Origin of the sequence: Zunongwangia profunda SM-A87 (genome assembly GCF_000023465.1) — a bacterium.
Lineage (GTDB): Bacteria > Bacteroidota > Bacteroidia > Flavobacteriales > Flavobacteriaceae > Zunongwangia > Zunongwangia profunda.
The window spans coordinates 1,990,001-2,004,395 of sequence record NC_014041.1; the positions used below are offsets into that span (position 1 = coordinate 1,990,001).

Genomic DNA, 14,395 nt, shown 5'->3' on the forward strand with positions numbered 1-14,395 from the left:
CTTTGAACTGGAACCAGAATAATTCTAATTGATGCATATTTTCATCGAAGAAGGCTTTTACTTTTGGCCAATCTTTTTTATTATTAATACTAACTTTTTCGTTTAAGAGCACATATACCCTGGAAACTATTTTGCCTTCTGGTAATTCAAATTCTTCGTCTAAAATAACTTCTGGTAGGTATTCGGATTTTAAAATTGTCCTTAAGGATTGAATTTTTTCAAAATAATAAGCTCGGATGAGTTCATCTTCAGCATCAATATCTAAAGAAACCATCGCTCTTTTTCGATCAAAAGAAAATTTGAATTGTATTTCTTTAATCTTGGTATTATACAGTATCCATTTTCTGGAATATTCTTGTCCAAAGCTCGTCCAAAATTCTTCTCTTATTCTTTTACTTTCTTCTTTACTAAACATGGCTACATAAAATAGGCTAATATAATTCCTAATATAATAACACCTAATTTGGATGCGTTAAACTTATGGTTTTTAGAAGCTTCAAATAAAATTGTGGTAGATATATGAAGAAAAACACCGATCACAATTGCATTTAAATAGGCTGCATAAGTTTGTATAAATTCAAATTGTAATTTTAGCCAGCTTCCTAAAGGCGTCATTAAAGCGAAAAGTAATAAAAATAAAAATGCCTTAATATTACCAATTTTAGAGTTAAATAAAAAGATACTTAATATCGCTGCTACTGGTATTTTATGAATAGCCACCCCATATAGTAAATGAGAACTTTCATTTAAAGGAAATCCTTCCAGTAAAGAATGAATGCCTAAGCTTACCAGTAACATCAAGGGGAATTGTTGAGTATTTGGGTTGTGGTGCATATGGCCATGTTCGAGCCCTTTCGATATAAACTCCAAAATAATTTGAAATAATAATCCCAGTAGTATAAAAACTCCGATTTCTTTGCCGCTATGCTCATAGACCTCAGGAAGCAATTCAAATACAGTCACTGACAATAGATAAGCACCACTAAAGGAAAGCAATAATTTAAAAGTGCTTGAAGAAGAAGGTTTTAAAAATTTTGCAATTAAATAACCAATAAGAACTGCTAAAAGCGGTAAAATAAATATCATTAAATAGTACTGTTAATTTAGGCTTTAGTTAGTCGGTTGTTTTATAAAATTATTTCAGTTGAAATTATTTTTTTAACCAATTAAGCTTGGGTTATTAATTGCTGCGAAAATAACGTAATTTTGCCACTCTTTAAAAAGATGATTATGGAAGGTAATTTTAAAATGATCGCTAAGACTTTCTTTGGTTTTGAGCCCATATTAGCAAAGGAGCTAAGAGATCTTGGTGCGATGGATGTAAAGGAAGGCAATAGAATGGTTAGTTTTGTAGGTGATAAGGGGTTTATGTATAAAGCAAACCTTTGTTTACGTACCGCCATAAAAATTTTAAAGCCTTTCGCTGGTTTTAAAGTATTTTCTGAAGAGGATTTATATCAAAATATAAAAAGATTGGATTGGGATGCTGTTTTGGACGTTAACGGCAGTCTTGCAGTTGATGCTACATTACATTCAGAGGTTTTTACCCATTCAAAATACATATCCCTTAAAACTAAGGATGCTATTGTAGATCGTTATAGAGAGAAATACGGAGCCAGGCCAAATGTTGACCTAAAGTTCCCTAGTCTTCGTGTAAATATTCATATCGAAAAAACATGGTGTAATGTATCTTTAGATACCAGTGGGGATTCTTTGCATAAAAGGGGATACCGTACGGCAACAAATATAGCTCCTATTAATGAGATTCTAGCTGCGGGGATGATATTGAAATCAGGATGGCAGGGACAATGTGATTTTCTTGATCCCATGTGTGGTAGTGGTACTATTCCTATTGAAGCTGCTATGATCGCCTGTAATATTCCCGCTAATATAAACCGTAAAGAATTTGGTTTTGAGCGTTGGAAGGATTGGGATGAAGATTTATTTGAAAAGATCGAAGCTTCCAGTCTTAAGAAAGTAAAGGATTTCCATTTTGAAATCGTAGGATATGATAAAGCACCATCTGCAGTTGAAAAAGCTAAGGATAATGTGAAGAATGCTAATCTTACCGAATTTATAAAAATAGAAAGAGTGGATTTTTTTGAAACTGAAAAAAGAAATGATCGCCACTTGCATATGGTATTTAATCCTCCATACGGAGAAAGGTTACAGGTGAATATTGCTGAATTTTATAAAAAAATAGGAGATACGTTGAAGCAAAACTATCCAGGTACACAATCTTGGTTTATAACTTCAGAAGATGAAGCAATGAAAAATGTTGGATTGAGACCATCTAGAAAAGTAAAGATGTTTAATGGGGGCTTGGAATCTCGTTTTTTGAAATATGAAATTTATGAGGGATCGAAAAAACGAAAAAACCAACTTTAAATATGTGCTAATTGAGCGAATTGACGGTTTACAATCCCTGGAGGAGCGTAAATTAAATATAAATTCACCAAAACTATTAAGATTGTTTAGAAAAATCTTTATTTAATAATCAATGCGATAGTATCCAAACTATGATTAAATGGATGAGCTATGATTAGAATGAATAGATTTTAAAAACAATTTTAATTTTCAAGTCAATGTCTTATAGACTGATCCTAATAGAATAGATAATTTAATTTTTTGCTTTTTTGAATATTGGAATCAGGTAAGAGATGGAATATCCATAGCCAATTCCGAAATTACTTTCGTCGAAGGTTCGACCGAAGCCAGGTATGGTAAGATTGTCAAAACCATCAGGTGTAGTTTGACTTAGTCTGCGTTTTAATTGCACATTAGCTGATAAAAATAAATTTTTAAGCACTTCAACTTTAAATCCGGCCATTAATTCGATCCAACTGGCATTTAATCCAGAGGCTTTCGAGCCATCGATTCTTATATCATCTCCAAAATAATTATTGGTAGTATAGATTTGGTATTCTTCAAGATCCTGGCTAAAAGTAGAGAAACCGTATCTTAAACCTGCAAAAACAATGTTTTGCATTCCTTCCCAGTTTTCGTAAGCATTATAATTTGCTCCAATCTTAACGAAGCTTCCAGATGATGAAACTTTAATATAATCTTCACCAAAAGGCAGGGTTTCGTTACCAATTTCAGCAGCTAAGTAGTAATTTTTATAAATGCGCATATCAGCTTCTAGCATAAAGCCGGTATAGTCATCATCAAGAACGGTTCTGGCTAATTTGCTTAGGTCTATACCCACTCTTAAACCATATTTTTCTTTATAAACGGTATCTTTTTTAGTCTCCAAAGCTATTGGTTCTTCCTGATTTTGTGCAAATAAGGAATCAGTGCTTATAGAAAAGAATATGGTGCTAAATACTAAAGCCGTTTTTATATAATTTCGGGATATTTTTTTAAGCATTAATCAAAAAATATATTTAAATGTGCAGTAGGCACATCTTCATTGTCATCATTATCCTCATCCTCCTCATCGTCATTTTCAAAATTGTCTGTGGTAATGTTATTTGTTAGAAATCTCATACGACTAATCCATCGGCCATCTTCCCCACCTTCAATGATGTAATCTATATTTAAATAATTCACCTTAAAAGAACAGGCTCTATTTATATATTCTTCTTCAGGGTCGTATGTAAATTCTATAATATCGGTATTGGTTTCAAGATTATTATCTTCATTTTCTATGATCTCTCCATTTTCATTATAAGCAGGCCCATTATAAATAAATTCATATTTTGTAGAATTTTGGCCTGTTTTCAGTGGAATACGGATGCTTTGGCTATTTACCCGATATAATAGCATATCTAAAGTATCCCTGCCTACTTCACGCACGGTAAGGTTTACAGAGGTTCTAGGTTCGTTTTGGGCATTATTTGCGTAAAAATTAATGACCAACATGGGCGTAGTATCTACCGTTTCTGGGCAAATATCATCTCTTTGGCATCCTGCAAAGATTAAAAGGCTTAAAAAGCCTAGAATAAATTGTTTTTTTTGAATGATAAATTTCATTATTTTCTTTCTAAACATACCACATTTTCAACATGAAATGTTTGTGGGAACATATCAACGGGCTGTACCTTTGTAACTTTGTAATATTCGTCCAGCAAAGCTAAATCTCTAGCCTGGGTTGCCGAATTACAACTAACGTAAACAATTTTTTTAGGTAAAATATTTATAATTTGCGCAACAACGTCTTTATGCATCCCATCACGTGGTGGATCTGTTATAATAACGTCTGGATGGCCATGTTTATTGATAAAGTTTTGAGTAAAAACTTTTTTCATGTCTCCAGCAAAGAATTTGGTGTTCGTAATACCATTTCTTTTTGCGTTTTCAATTGCATCGCTAATGGCTTCGGGAACAGCTTCAACACCAATTACCTCTTTGGCATTTTTGGCTACAAATTGTGCAATCGTTCCTGTACCGGTGTAAAGGTCGTAAACAAGTTCTTCCCCTTTAAGACCGGCAAATTCTCTTGTAATTTTATAAAGTTCGTAGGCCTGTGCAGAGTTAGTTTGATAGAATGATTTGGCATTGATCTTAAATGTAAGCCCCTCCATTTCCTCAAAGATATGGTCTCTACCTTTATAGCAAATTACCTCCTGATCATAAATAGTGTCATTTCCTTTATTGTTGATTACATACTGTAAAGAAGTAATTTCAGGAAATTCTTCCACAACCGCATTTAATAATAGCTCTCTAACTGTTTTATTTTCTTCGAAAAACTGAATAAGGACCATGATTTCCCCGGTGCTTGATGTTCTAATCATCAATGTACGTAGAAGTCCGTTTTGCGCTCTGGTATTAAAAAAGGGAATTTCGTTTTGAGTCGCAAAGATTTTTACAAAATTTCTAATAGCATTGCTTGGATCTTCCTGAAGGTGGCACTTCTTTATGTCTAAGATTTTATCCCACATTCCAGGAATATGGAATCCAAGTGCATTTTTATCTTCAAAATCTTTACCACTTTGAATTTCTTCTAATGTTAACCACCTACTGTCACTAAAAGAAAACTCCATTTTATTTCGATAAAAATAGATTTCTTTACTACCTAAAATAGGCGTGATTTCAGGCAATTCTATTTTACCCAGTCGCTTAAGGTTATTGGTTACTTCCTGTTGTTTGTAATCGAGTTGATATTTATAATCCATAAACTGCCATTTGCACCCCCCGCAGGTCCCAAAATGTTGGCAAACGGGTTCTACCCTTTTATCAGAATACGAATGAAAATTAACGGCAGTCCCTTCAAAATAGGACTTTCGTTTTTTTGTAGTTTGGACATCGATAACATCACCAGGGACTGCATTATTTACAAAAATAACACGACCATCTGGTGATTTCGCAATACTTTTACCCTTAGCACCGGCATCTACAACTTCAACAGCTTCAAAAAGCTTATTTTTATTCCTTCTTCCCATACCGCAAAAATAGAATAATTGCAGGATTAAAGGTAGGGGTCTCTAAAAAAATCAGTAAACATTTAGTAAATTGCGAAAACATTAAAAATGGATGATTTCTCTCCTAATCTGTAAAAGCAGAACAAGAAGGAATTGCAGATATTAATGAATAAAATTTGAAAAAGGAATGGCATTAACAAAAATCAATTCATCACAACAAGCTATCGAATTAGAAGATAAGCATGGGGCGCATAATTATCATCCGTTACCAGCTGTTTTAAGCAAAGGAGAAGGTGTGCATGTTTGGGATGTTGAAGGGAAAAAATATTATGATTTTCTTTCGGCCTATTCAGCAGTGAATCAGGGGCACTGTCATCCCAAAATTGTAGCAGCTTTAAATGATCAGGCAGCTACTTTAACCTTAACCTCAAGAGCATTTCATAATGATGTTTTGGGACCATTTGAAGAGTATGCTACAGAATATTTTGGCTTTGATAAGTTATTACCAATGAATACCGGAGCTGAAGCCGTAGAAACTGCTATTAAATTAGCCAGAAAATGGGCTTACGAAACTAAAGGTGTTAAAGAAACGGAAGCTGAGATCATTGTTTGTGAAAATAACTTCCACGGAAGAACGACCACTATAATATCATTTTCTAATGATGAGGATGCCAGAAAGAACTTTGGCCCTTACACGCCAGGTTTTCAGAAAATACCTTATGATAATATTGATGCTTTAGAGAAAGCATTAAATGAGAATAATAACATTGCGGGATTTTTAGTAGAACCTATTCAGGGAGAAGCAGGGGTTTATGTGCCATCTCAAGGTTTTTTAAAGCGCGCTAAAGCGCTTTGTGAAAAACACAACGTGCTTTTTATTGCTGATGAAGTTCAAACCGGTATTGCAAGAACAGGGAAATTATTAGCTGTAGATCACGAAGAGGTAAAACCTGATATTCTTATTCTAGGAAAGGCAATTTCAGGCGGAGTATATCCTGTTTCAGCAGTTTTAGCAAATAATAATGTTATGGATGTTATCAAGCCGGGACAGCATGGGTCAACTTTTGGAGGGAATCCACTAGCTTGTGCAGTTGCACATGCTGCTTTAGAGGTGATTAAAGAAGAAAAATTAGCAGAAAATGCGGAGAAATTAGGAGGATTATTCCGTAGACTCTTAGATGATTATATTAGAACCTCCAATATTGTGGAGTTAGTTAGGGGTAAAGGGCTTTTAAACGCAATTGTAATAAACGATACTCCAGATAGCTCTACTGCTTGGGATATTTGTATGGCTTTAAAAGAAAATGGTCTTTTAGCTAAACCTACACATGGAAATATTATACGTTTTGCACCACCTTTAGTGATGGACGAAGAGCAACTAAAGGATTGTGTGGAAATTATTATCAAAACGTTAAAAGCTTTTGAAAAATAGAAAGTAAGTCATAAAACCTAAAATCCCCGGAGTTACCGGGGATTTTAAGTTTATATATTGTTCTGGCTTTTTTTAAAATCCTGATCCGTATATTTCTCTTTGCATTTCCATAAGACCTTCTATACCTCCGGCGGTGATAATCATGATGATAGAAGAAATAAATGAAAGTGCACTTAGTACTAAACCGATAATTCCTAAAATCCGGCCAGTTTTTACATTTTCATATCCTGTATATAGTTCAGGATTCGCGTAATAAAGCTCTTTTGCTTTATTCGACATTACAATGGCTAGAATCCCAAACACGATCCCGAATAGGCCATAACAGCAACAGCCTATAATTGACAGTATTCCAAAGATTAAAATTAAGGTAGAATTAGGTAGTTTCTCTTTCATGATATTGCATTAATTGGTTAGGTTATAAAATTGTATCATTTTAAAAATATACGAAATTATCATTATCGATGCGTTTAAAATAATAAAGGCGATTTTAATTTTAAAATCGCCTTTAAATTTAAACTTAATATTTATAATTAAAAATATTGCAAAGATTACCAGAGTATAAATGGCAGGATACATTAAAAATGCTTCTCTAAAATTTCCCTGAAAAAGTAATATAGCAGCTCTTTGGCCTCCACAGCCGTAACAATCTATGCCCAACAATGTTTTGTTAAGGCATGGAAGCATATATTCTTCGTAACCCGTATTAATTTTTAACTGTAATTTTCTTTGTTACTGTTCTATTATCTGTGGTTTTGATTTGAACGATGTAAATGGCATCCATCAAATTAGTGGTAGAAAAGCTCAATTCCTTTTCTAAAGTGGAGATATCCTGGTTAATTACTGCGCCTGCATTCAAATTATATACAGCTACATGTTTTACTTTTACATCTTTTGGTACAACAATCTGTAAACGACCTTCATTATTATTTTGAAAAATATCGATAGAAGCTACAAAAGTCTCTTCTTCTTTAGTTTCCTGAATCTTTTCTTCTTCAGTAGGCTGGTCATTTTCAAAAGCAATAAAGAAGCGATCTTTAAAATCTCCGTTTAATTGTAGCTTGTAATGCTCTTTTTTAATATCGGTATATCTATTATTTTCAGAATCATAAAGATAAATATTTTCATTATCAAGGAAATCTGTAGTGTCAATAGAAAAATCGACTTCCATTTCACTTACGGTTACGATATTTAAAGGAATCATTTTTGAACGATCAAAGGGTAAAACGTTGATCATATATTCCTTTTCTTCAATATTAAAAGAAGCATCACTGGCCAGTTTTCCAAACATTGGTGCGTCCATAGCTTTATCTGGTCCAACGGTAGCATTCTCATTAAAAGCTACCAAAAGTTGTCTGGTATAGGTATCATTAAGATTAACATTCAATCTAATTTTTACCGCTTCATCATTTTTAATAATTACAGAGGAGTTAGTGCTCCCGGTTTCAGCTGATTTCTCACGTAATTTTATAGCTGTATTGGGATCATAGATACGATGACTATTCTTAAATGTCACGGTTCCTCCTGTAGCATTACCAATAACGTTAAAGCCCGCGCCAATTGGTAGATACTTTACATTATATTTAGCTCCACTTTCGCCAGCATTTCCAATCACATTTCCAGATTGATTGGCATACTTTTTAAAAATGGCGGGAACGTAACCTCCTGCTCCCGGTGAATAGGCTCCATAGCCTCCCTCGTAATCTTTTAAATAATGCGATTTTCCATTAGCCTCGCTATCCCAAAAATAAGCAATGCCCGTAATATCATTATCCGGATCTTTTAGAAATGCATCAAGATCTATAGCCGAAGGATAAGGGTTACCTACCAATATTGATTTATTTGGGTCGATGTTTAAGGTAATATTTCCATTATTTGGAATACCTCGAAAATCATATCTTTGAGCGCTTCCCGGATTGTTTTTTACTCCATCAATTGTGGTATTGTCAGTGCCATTTGTTCCTTTCATAGAGAAACCCAATCCTGCTGCAAGTTGATTAATATTATTCCCAATATGCTGCCATGAATTATAGCCTAAACCAGAAAATTTGTAAATCCAACGAGAAGATATGGTTAACGGGTTGGCGGAACCATTGAGATTAGAAGTTATCTGAACAGGTCTACTTGCTGTTTTGTCTATAGGTTCGTATAAAATTTGATTCAGTTTTTTACCGGTGGTTACTACCGGCATTCCCCAATAATTATAATCAAAAGCATTTGAAGTCCCCTCCTGGAAAACAGAAAGATAACCATCTCCAGAATTATCTATATCGTCTCCCTGTAGCAATTGTGCTTTACTTCTTAGATATATGCTCGCTTCTGTAGATGAATTATTATTTTTTTCAAGGTTTATTCCTTTAGTGACAAATAATATTTCATTATTCACATATACATAACTATCTTCCCCATCCGGAGATGGAGAGACACTTAAATCTACCTGAGCGTTTACAAATAGGGGAAAGATTAATACAAAGAATATGTAATATTGCTTCATAATTAAATTAATTTTGCATACAAAAATACTTCAATTTTTGATTTAATGGTCTAAATATTTTAAATTTTAGACAAAAGGTTTTAAAAATAAGATGAAAAAGAATAGTTCGCAAATACTTAATACTCTTGTGATTATAGTTGGAGCAGCGGTTTTGATTTATGGAATGTCTGTAGAGGACAATTCGCCATATGCAAAGATTATCGGACTGGTTATTTTAATGTTTGGTTTATACAGAGCCACTCAATACTGGTCGGCTACTAAAGATGATTATAAAAAAGATCAAGAAAATGAGAATGACTAATGGAATTTAGAATAGGGGATATTGTTCAGGTAATAGATGATGATATTGAAGGTGAAATTATTGAAATACTTGACAGTAATATATGGATTGAAACTTCAGATGGTTTTTCTATGAAATTTCAGTTGAAAGATTTGGTGAAAATAGAGAAAGAAACAGAACCTTTGCTAATTGTGGAGAAGGAAACTATAGCGGAGGCACTTCAGGAAAAAGAACATTTCAGGAAAAACAGGAAACGTACTTTCAGTAAAAAGAAAGAAAAACAGGCTCCGCCCATGGAAGTCGATTTACATATCGAAAAATTAGTTCCCTACCTAAAAGGCTTGTCAAATCATGATATTCTTACTAAACAAATAGATACCGCAAGAGGACAATTAGAGTTTGCCATTCGCAAAAGAATCCAGAAAATTGTTTTTATTCACGGAGTAGGTGAAGGGGTTTTAAAGGCAGAACTTGAGTATCTTTTTAGTAGGTATGACAATGTTAAGTTTTACGATGCCGATTATCAAAGATATGGATTAGGAGCTACTGAAGTTTATATTTTCCAGAATTCCTAATCCACTCTTTAAAAATATTTTACTCGATAATCAAGAGTAAATGTTGCAATCCCAATGGTTGCTGTGATGTCTTGCAAAAAATATAATAAATGCCTAATTGCTTTTAGGAAATTTACTCTACTTCGGTTTCGGTATCACTGTCTTCTTCAGAATCTATATTTCTTTGGTAGATTATGTTGTATGAGGAGGTAAAGCTTCCCATATTAAAAGCGACATTGGTGTTGATATCTGGCGAATTACCATCACGGTCTATTAAACTAAAACCAGAAATTCTCACTTCAGTAACTATGTTACGCTGAATTCTGTTAGGAATATAAGTTGGATTCTCTCCATTTCGTTGGAAATCTTTATTTAAGTAATCGGGAATCCCGTCTTGTTGCTGGTAAATCAATGGGTTTAAATATTGCCCTTCATCTAAATTTTCCAGGTCATTATCGTTTACTTCATTACGTGTGGGTACACCATCCCCATCATCATCGGTATCCAGATAATCTGCTGTGCCGTCCCCATCAGTATCTAAAAAACCAAAATCTTTCCAGGATCCTTCTTCCGGATTTAGTTCATTTTCGGTAAGTACATTGTCCCCGTCGTCATCGATATCCAGATAATCTGGTATGCCGTCTCCATCGGTATCCAGCATTTCTGCATCTGTAAGGTCAGGATCATAACCTTCTTCAATGTTAGGAATACCATCACCATCGGCGTCATCGGTGTCTTTGGAAACATCGCTGTAAGCTAATTTAATACTTACGATGCCCGCATCACCACTTGTAAATTCTTGCAAGACCTTAGGCTGGCTTGGCGGGATATTGGAGCAAAAATAAGAGTTCTCTATAGGTCCGTCGTAAATTCTGTATATAAGTTTATTATTGCCGCTTAAATTAAAAGTATATGCTGTATCTCGAACCTGCGTAATTAATGCATTACTTACACTGTCGTTTATGGGGCCGGTGGCATCTAAAATAAGAGAAATACTTTCGTAAACACCATCGTTATTTATGGCATAAATCACTTTTTGGTCTAATCCGCAAACATTAAGTGTAGCATCCTCAATTTCAAAATCGGTCACCACAATATCTCCATCGTCACAAGAGAAAAACAAGAATATAAGGCTTAATATGCCTAATGTCTTTTTCATAAATAAGCTTTTGAACAAAAATAGAAGTTTTATAGATTTTCAACGGAGCTTCTTTAAATTTATTTTAAATAGCCTTATCTTTGCGCACCATGGAAAAAGTATATTTAGACTCTGCTGCCACAACCCAAATGCGTCCGGAGGTTATCACCAAGATAACTGAAGTGATGCAAGAAAATTATGGAAACCCTTCATCTACACATAGTTTTGGTCGTTCTGCTAAATCATTGATTGAGAGGGCTAGAAAAACAATCGCAAAACAGTTAAATGTGACCGCCGCTGAAATTATTTTTACTTCTGGCGGTACTGAGGCCGATAATCTTGCCCTAAATAGTGCGGTTAGGGATTTGGGTGTTCGACGAATCATTACTTCGGAAATTGAACATCATGCTGTATTGTATTGCGTAAATCAGCTAAAAGATTGTTTTGATATAGAAGTTGAATATGTTAAACTTACCGCAGAGGGTGAAGTTGATCTAGAGGATTTAGGAAATCGTCTGGAACATTCAGATGTAAAAACTCTGGTAAGTTTAATGCATGTAAATAATGAAGTAGGGAATAAGCTTGATATTAAAAAAGTAGCCTTACTTTGTAAGCAAAACAATGCTCTATTTCATTCAGATACGGTACAATCTATAGGACATTATGAGTTGGATTTAAAAGAAATACCAGTAGATTTTACCGCGGTTAGCGCCCATAAATTTCATGGACCTAAAGGAGTAGGTTTTGCGTTTATAAGAAAAAATAGTGGCTTAAAACCGCTAATCTTTGGAGGGGAACAAGAGCGAGGTTATCGCGCCGGTACTGAGGGCTTGCATAATATTGTAGGTTTAGAGGAAGCATTTAAACTGGCCTATCAAAACCTTGAAGAAGAGAAGACCTACACGATGGCATTAAAATCTCATTTTATCGAATCGCTTAAAAAAGAAATTCCAGGAGTGAAATTTAATGGGAAATCTGGCGATTTAGATAAAAGTACGTATACGTTGATTAACGTAAACCTTCCTGTAAGTGAAGAAAAAGCTTTAATGCTCTTATTTCAATTAGACTTAAAAGGAATTGCCTGTTCTAAAGGTAGTGCATGCCAAAGTGGAAGTGATAAAGGATCTCATGTTTTAAACGCTTTTCTTCCAGAAGAAGATTTAAAAACGCCCTCAATCCGCTTTTCTTTTTCAAAATATAATACTAAAGAAGAGATTGATTATGTGGTAAAAACACTTAAGGAATTTATCGAATCTTAACTTGATAAGAGAGATAAAATGCCCAAAGTTTTGCCATATAGTAATTACTAATTAAAAGGCTTTAACTAAAAAACGCTTCGCAATTTGCGAAGCGTTTTTGTTATTTTACAGAATTAGTTTTTTCTAAAAAACTTCGCTTCGTAGGTGTTGATATTACCTACATTATCGGTAACGATCAATTTAAAGTTATTCTCGGTATCCGTTACCACGCCGTCGGTAAAATCATGCGTTAAGGTATTGTTTTTATACTCGTACTCCATTAAGATCCATTTGCCATTTACTGTAGCTCTAAAACTTTGGATGCCGCTTAAATCATCGCTAATTTTTACCTGTAAATTAGTGTTGCCTGAAATCCATTGTCCGTCTTTAAAATTTACCGGGCGTATAGAAGGCGGGTTCACATCTGAAACCAGGGTGTACTCTCCAAAAGTTCGTGTGCCGGTGGTAAAACGTGAGGGTTTTTTATAAGTTGTTGAATAACTTGGGCGCCCGTAAGCATTTAATCTTGCGATAAACATTTTTTCTTTTTGTGCCGTAGGGATATCGCTTACGTCAAAACCAATGGTGATATTTTTATGTAGCGGGACATCATCATGATGAACTTTTACGGTATCGCCCATAAATTCTATATCTAAAAATGTATCGTAATACAAAGCATTTTTAGGAATATAAATGTCGATTCCATTTTCTTCAATAGAGAAAGTTTGATTATAACTGGTAAAATAATCGGTTTTTTCTTCATCTTTTGGTGTGATATTGCCAGAGAAACTTCCTTTTATAGGAATTCTGATTGTTTTAGAATTTCCTTTAAAATCGGTGACCTGCACGACATAATTATAATCCAGCCCATCTTCAATTTCTAATTTTCCTTCGTTTACAACGCTGTTGTAAATACTTAAGGGGTTGTTAGCTTCTTTAAATAATTTCTGAACTCTTTTGCGGTGATTCGAGTAATATTCATAATCGATAAGAAAATTTAGATATCTGCTTTCTGCAAAAGAAAATCGTCGAAAATCCAGATTCATCACCGGGCTCCCGTTCAGGCTGGCCTCAATTTTATACACGCCGTTTTTATTGGGAGCCAAACTTTTTTGATCTACCGTAGAAATACCGAAGCCAATTTCTCCACAGGCTTCAACACTATTAGTTGTATATGAGCCATCATTTTGGGGTATCAAACGTAATTTTTGTCGTTTAGCCGAATTATTTACATGAGCTTCTCTTCCGATAGGGTAGGCAAACAATCCATCCACAATAGGATCGCGAGTATCCTGAATCTCGATGCCAAACATTTCAGGATTCATAGGTCGCTGGCTGCCATCGCGAATTTCAAAGTGAAGATGGGGGCCACCGCTACCACCGGTATTTCCGCTATAAGCGATAACTTCCCCCTGCTCAACCGATAATTCACCGGCTTCGGGAAATAATTCAATTTCATACGACTCTTTATTATATTGTCGTTCCTTTAGATATTCTTCGATTTTTGGCGCCAGTTTTTTTAGATGCCCGTAAACGGTGGTATAGCCATTAGGATGTTGGACGTACAATGCCTTGCCATAGCCGTAGTGCTGAATTTTGATTCGGCTTATAAAGCCTTTTGCTGAAGCTTTAACCTCTAATCCCTGGCGTCCCTGGGTTTTGATATCTAATCCGGCATGAAAATGATTAGATCTTAACTCCCCAAAAGTACCTGACAAGATGAGCGGGATATCTAAGGGATCTTTAAAATAATCCTGTGGAACATTATCTATCTGTGCATTTGCTATCAAAGAAAATACACCGAAAAAAAGGCTGAAAAATCGCTTCATATATCGTCAAAAATCATTAAATTCTACTGGTGTAAAGGTAATCAAACTTCGTGCAAAATTAAACCGCTAT

At 34.6% G+C, this 14,395-nt stretch carries 15 protein-coding genes (1 of these 15 only partly in view); 5 read left to right on the plus strand and 10 right to left on the minus strand.

The window, feature by feature from the left end; all coding sequences use genetic code 11:
- On the minus strand, positions 1-415 hold the 5' portion of the coding sequence (locus ZPR_RS08775) for a DUF4268 domain-containing protein (RefSeq protein WP_013071277.1). 17 nt of this gene lie to the left of the window's left edge; only the first 415 of its 432 coding nucleotides appear in the window; its start codon is at positions 413-415; its stop codon lies off the left edge, out of view.
- A 2-nt stretch (positions 416-417) separates the two neighbouring features.
- A complete protein-coding gene (locus tag ZPR_RS08780; protein WP_013071278.1) occupies positions 418-1,086 on the minus strand; it encodes a ZIP family metal transporter in 669 nt (222 codons plus the stop codon).
- 144 nt (positions 1,087-1,230) lie between these two features.
- Here ZPR_RS08780 and ZPR_RS08785 point away from each other — a divergent pair, with 144 nt between their 5' ends.
- Positions 1,231-2,388: a THUMP domain-containing class I SAM-dependent RNA methyltransferase gene (locus tag ZPR_RS08785; RefSeq protein WP_013071279.1), complete on the plus strand. Its 1,158-nt coding sequence runs from the start codon at positions 1,231-1,233 to the stop codon at positions 2,386-2,388.
- 232 nt (positions 2,389-2,620) lie between these two features.
- Here ZPR_RS08785 and ZPR_RS08790 read toward each other — a convergent pair whose 3' ends face one another.
- Genes ZPR_RS08790 through rlmD form a run of 3 tightly spaced genes read right to left on the minus strand, consistent with a single transcriptional unit; the run spans position 2,621 to position 5,384 of the window.
- Positions 2,621-3,370: a DUF6048 family protein gene (locus ZPR_RS08790; protein ID WP_013071281.1), complete on the minus strand. Its 750-nt coding sequence runs from the start codon at positions 3,368-3,370 to the stop codon at positions 2,621-2,623.
- Positions 3,370-3,975, minus strand: a complete 606-nt coding sequence (locus ZPR_RS08795) for a DUF6452 family protein (RefSeq protein ID WP_148211694.1) — start codon at positions 3,973-3,975, stop codon at positions 3,370-3,372. Before ZPR_RS08795 ends, ZPR_RS08790 begins: the two co-directional genes overlap by 1 nt.
- Positions 3,975-5,384: a 23S rRNA (uracil(1939)-C(5))-methyltransferase RlmD gene (gene rlmD, locus ZPR_RS08800; protein WP_013071283.1), complete on the minus strand. Its 1,410-nt coding sequence runs from the start codon at positions 5,382-5,384 to the stop codon at positions 3,975-3,977. Before rlmD ends, ZPR_RS08795 begins: the two co-directional genes overlap by 1 nt.
- A gap of 166 nt (positions 5,385-5,550) precedes the next feature.
- Here rlmD and rocD point away from each other — a divergent pair, with 166 nt between their 5' ends.
- Positions 5,551-6,795 (plus strand): ornithine--oxo-acid transaminase, encoded by a 1,245-nt coding sequence (gene rocD / locus ZPR_RS08805; RefSeq protein ID WP_013071284.1) that lies wholly within the window; start codon positions 5,551-5,553, stop codon positions 6,793-6,795.
- A gap of 72 nt (positions 6,796-6,867) precedes the next feature.
- On the opposite strand, the gene ZPR_RS08810 is transcribed toward rocD, so the two are convergent.
- The 3 genes from ZPR_RS08810 to ZPR_RS08820 are packed head-to-tail and all read right to left on the minus strand — an operon-like array spanning position 6,868 to position 9,286.
- Positions 6,868-7,188 carry a CCC motif membrane protein gene (locus tag ZPR_RS08810; protein ID WP_228251014.1) on the minus strand — a complete coding sequence of 107 codons (321 nt, stop codon included), beginning with the start codon at positions 7,186-7,188 and terminating at the stop codon, positions 6,868-6,870.
- 9 nt (positions 7,189-7,197) lie between these two features.
- Positions 7,198-7,479, minus strand: coding sequence for a DUF2752 domain-containing protein (locus ZPR_RS08815; RefSeq protein WP_041578799.1), 282 nt, complete (start codon positions 7,477-7,479; stop codon positions 7,198-7,200).
- A 19-nt stretch (positions 7,480-7,498) separates the two neighbouring features.
- Positions 7,499-9,286: a T9SS type A sorting domain-containing protein gene (locus ZPR_RS08820; RefSeq protein WP_013071287.1), complete on the minus strand. Its 1,788-nt coding sequence runs from the start codon at positions 9,284-9,286 to the stop codon at positions 7,499-7,501.
- A gap of 91 nt (positions 9,287-9,377) precedes the next feature.
- Here ZPR_RS08820 and ZPR_RS08825 point away from each other — a divergent pair, with 91 nt between their 5' ends.
- On the plus strand, positions 9,378-9,587 hold the full coding sequence (locus ZPR_RS08825; RefSeq protein WP_013071288.1) for a hypothetical protein: 210 nt from the start codon (positions 9,378-9,380) through the stop codon (positions 9,585-9,587).
- Positions 9,587-10,141 carry a Smr/MutS family protein gene (locus ZPR_RS08830; protein WP_013071289.1) on the plus strand — a complete coding sequence of 185 codons (555 nt, stop codon included), beginning with the start codon at positions 9,587-9,589 and terminating at the stop codon, positions 10,139-10,141. The genes ZPR_RS08825 and ZPR_RS08830 overlap by 1 nt, the downstream gene beginning before the upstream one ends.
- Positions 10,142-10,253: 112 nt before the next feature.
- Here the strand turns inward: ZPR_RS08830 and ZPR_RS08835 are convergent, their stop codons facing one another.
- Positions 10,254-11,279 (minus strand): hypothetical protein, encoded by a 1,026-nt coding sequence (locus ZPR_RS08835; RefSeq protein ID WP_013071290.1) that lies wholly within the window; start codon positions 11,277-11,279, stop codon positions 10,254-10,256.
- Between the two features lie 89 nt (positions 11,280-11,368).
- Here ZPR_RS08835 and ZPR_RS08840 point away from each other — a divergent pair, with 89 nt between their 5' ends.
- Positions 11,369-12,517 (plus strand): cysteine desulfurase family protein, encoded by a 1,149-nt coding sequence (locus ZPR_RS08840; RefSeq protein ID WP_013071291.1) that lies wholly within the window; start codon positions 11,369-11,371, stop codon positions 12,515-12,517.
- A 113-nt stretch (positions 12,518-12,630) separates the two neighbouring features.
- Here ZPR_RS08840 and ZPR_RS08845 read toward each other — a convergent pair whose 3' ends face one another.
- Positions 12,631-14,325: a M23 family metallopeptidase gene (locus ZPR_RS08845; RefSeq protein WP_013071292.1), complete on the minus strand. Its 1,695-nt coding sequence runs from the start codon at positions 14,323-14,325 to the stop codon at positions 12,631-12,633.
- Positions 14,326-14,395 lie beyond the last annotated feature (70 nt).

Bases quoted from the DNA above. Each gene is read 5' to 3' on its own strand.
- ZPR_RS08780 (WP_013071278.1), bottom strand. From the start codon at position 1,086: ATGATATTTATTTTACCGCTTTTAGCAGTTCTTATTGGTTATTTAATT.
- ZPR_RS08785 (WP_013071279.1), top strand. From the start codon at position 1,231: ATGGAAGGTAATTTTAAAATGATCGCTAAGACTTTCTTTGGTTTTGAG.
- ZPR_RS08790 (WP_013071281.1), bottom strand. From the start codon at position 3,370: ATGCTTAAAAAAATATCCCGAAATTATATAAAAACGGCTTTAGTATTT.
- ZPR_RS08795 (WP_148211694.1), bottom strand. From the start codon at position 3,975: ATGAAATTTATCATTCAAAAAAAACAATTTATTCTAGGCTTTTTAAGC.
- rlmD (WP_013071283.1), bottom strand. From the start codon at position 5,384: ATGGGAAGAAGGAATAAAAATAAGCTTTTTGAAGCTGTTGAAGTTGTA.
- rocD (WP_013071284.1), top strand. From the start codon at position 5,551: ATGGCATTAACAAAAATCAATTCATCACAACAAGCTATCGAATTAGAA.
- ZPR_RS08810 (WP_228251014.1), bottom strand. From the start codon at position 7,188: ATGAAAGAGAAACTACCTAATTCTACCTTAATTTTAATCTTTGGAATA.
- ZPR_RS08815 (WP_041578799.1), bottom strand. From the start codon at position 7,479: ATGCTTCCATGCCTTAACAAAACATTGTTGGGCATAGATTGTTACGGC.
- ZPR_RS08820 (WP_013071287.1), bottom strand. From the start codon at position 9,286: ATGAAGCAATATTACATATTCTTTGTATTAATCTTTCCCCTATTTGTA.
- ZPR_RS08825 (WP_013071288.1), top strand. From the start codon at position 9,378: ATGAAAAAGAATAGTTCGCAAATACTTAATACTCTTGTGATTATAGTT.
- ZPR_RS08830 (WP_013071289.1), top strand. From the start codon at position 9,587: ATGGAATTTAGAATAGGGGATATTGTTCAGGTAATAGATGATGATATT.
- ZPR_RS08835 (WP_013071290.1), bottom strand. From the start codon at position 11,279: ATGAAAAAGACATTAGGCATATTAAGCCTTATATTCTTGTTTTTCTCT.
- ZPR_RS08840 (WP_013071291.1), top strand. From the start codon at position 11,369: ATGGAAAAAGTATATTTAGACTCTGCTGCCACAACCCAAATGCGTCCG.
- ZPR_RS08845 (WP_013071292.1), bottom strand. From the start codon at position 14,325: ATGAAGCGATTTTTCAGCCTTTTTTTCGGTGTATTTTCTTTGATAGCA.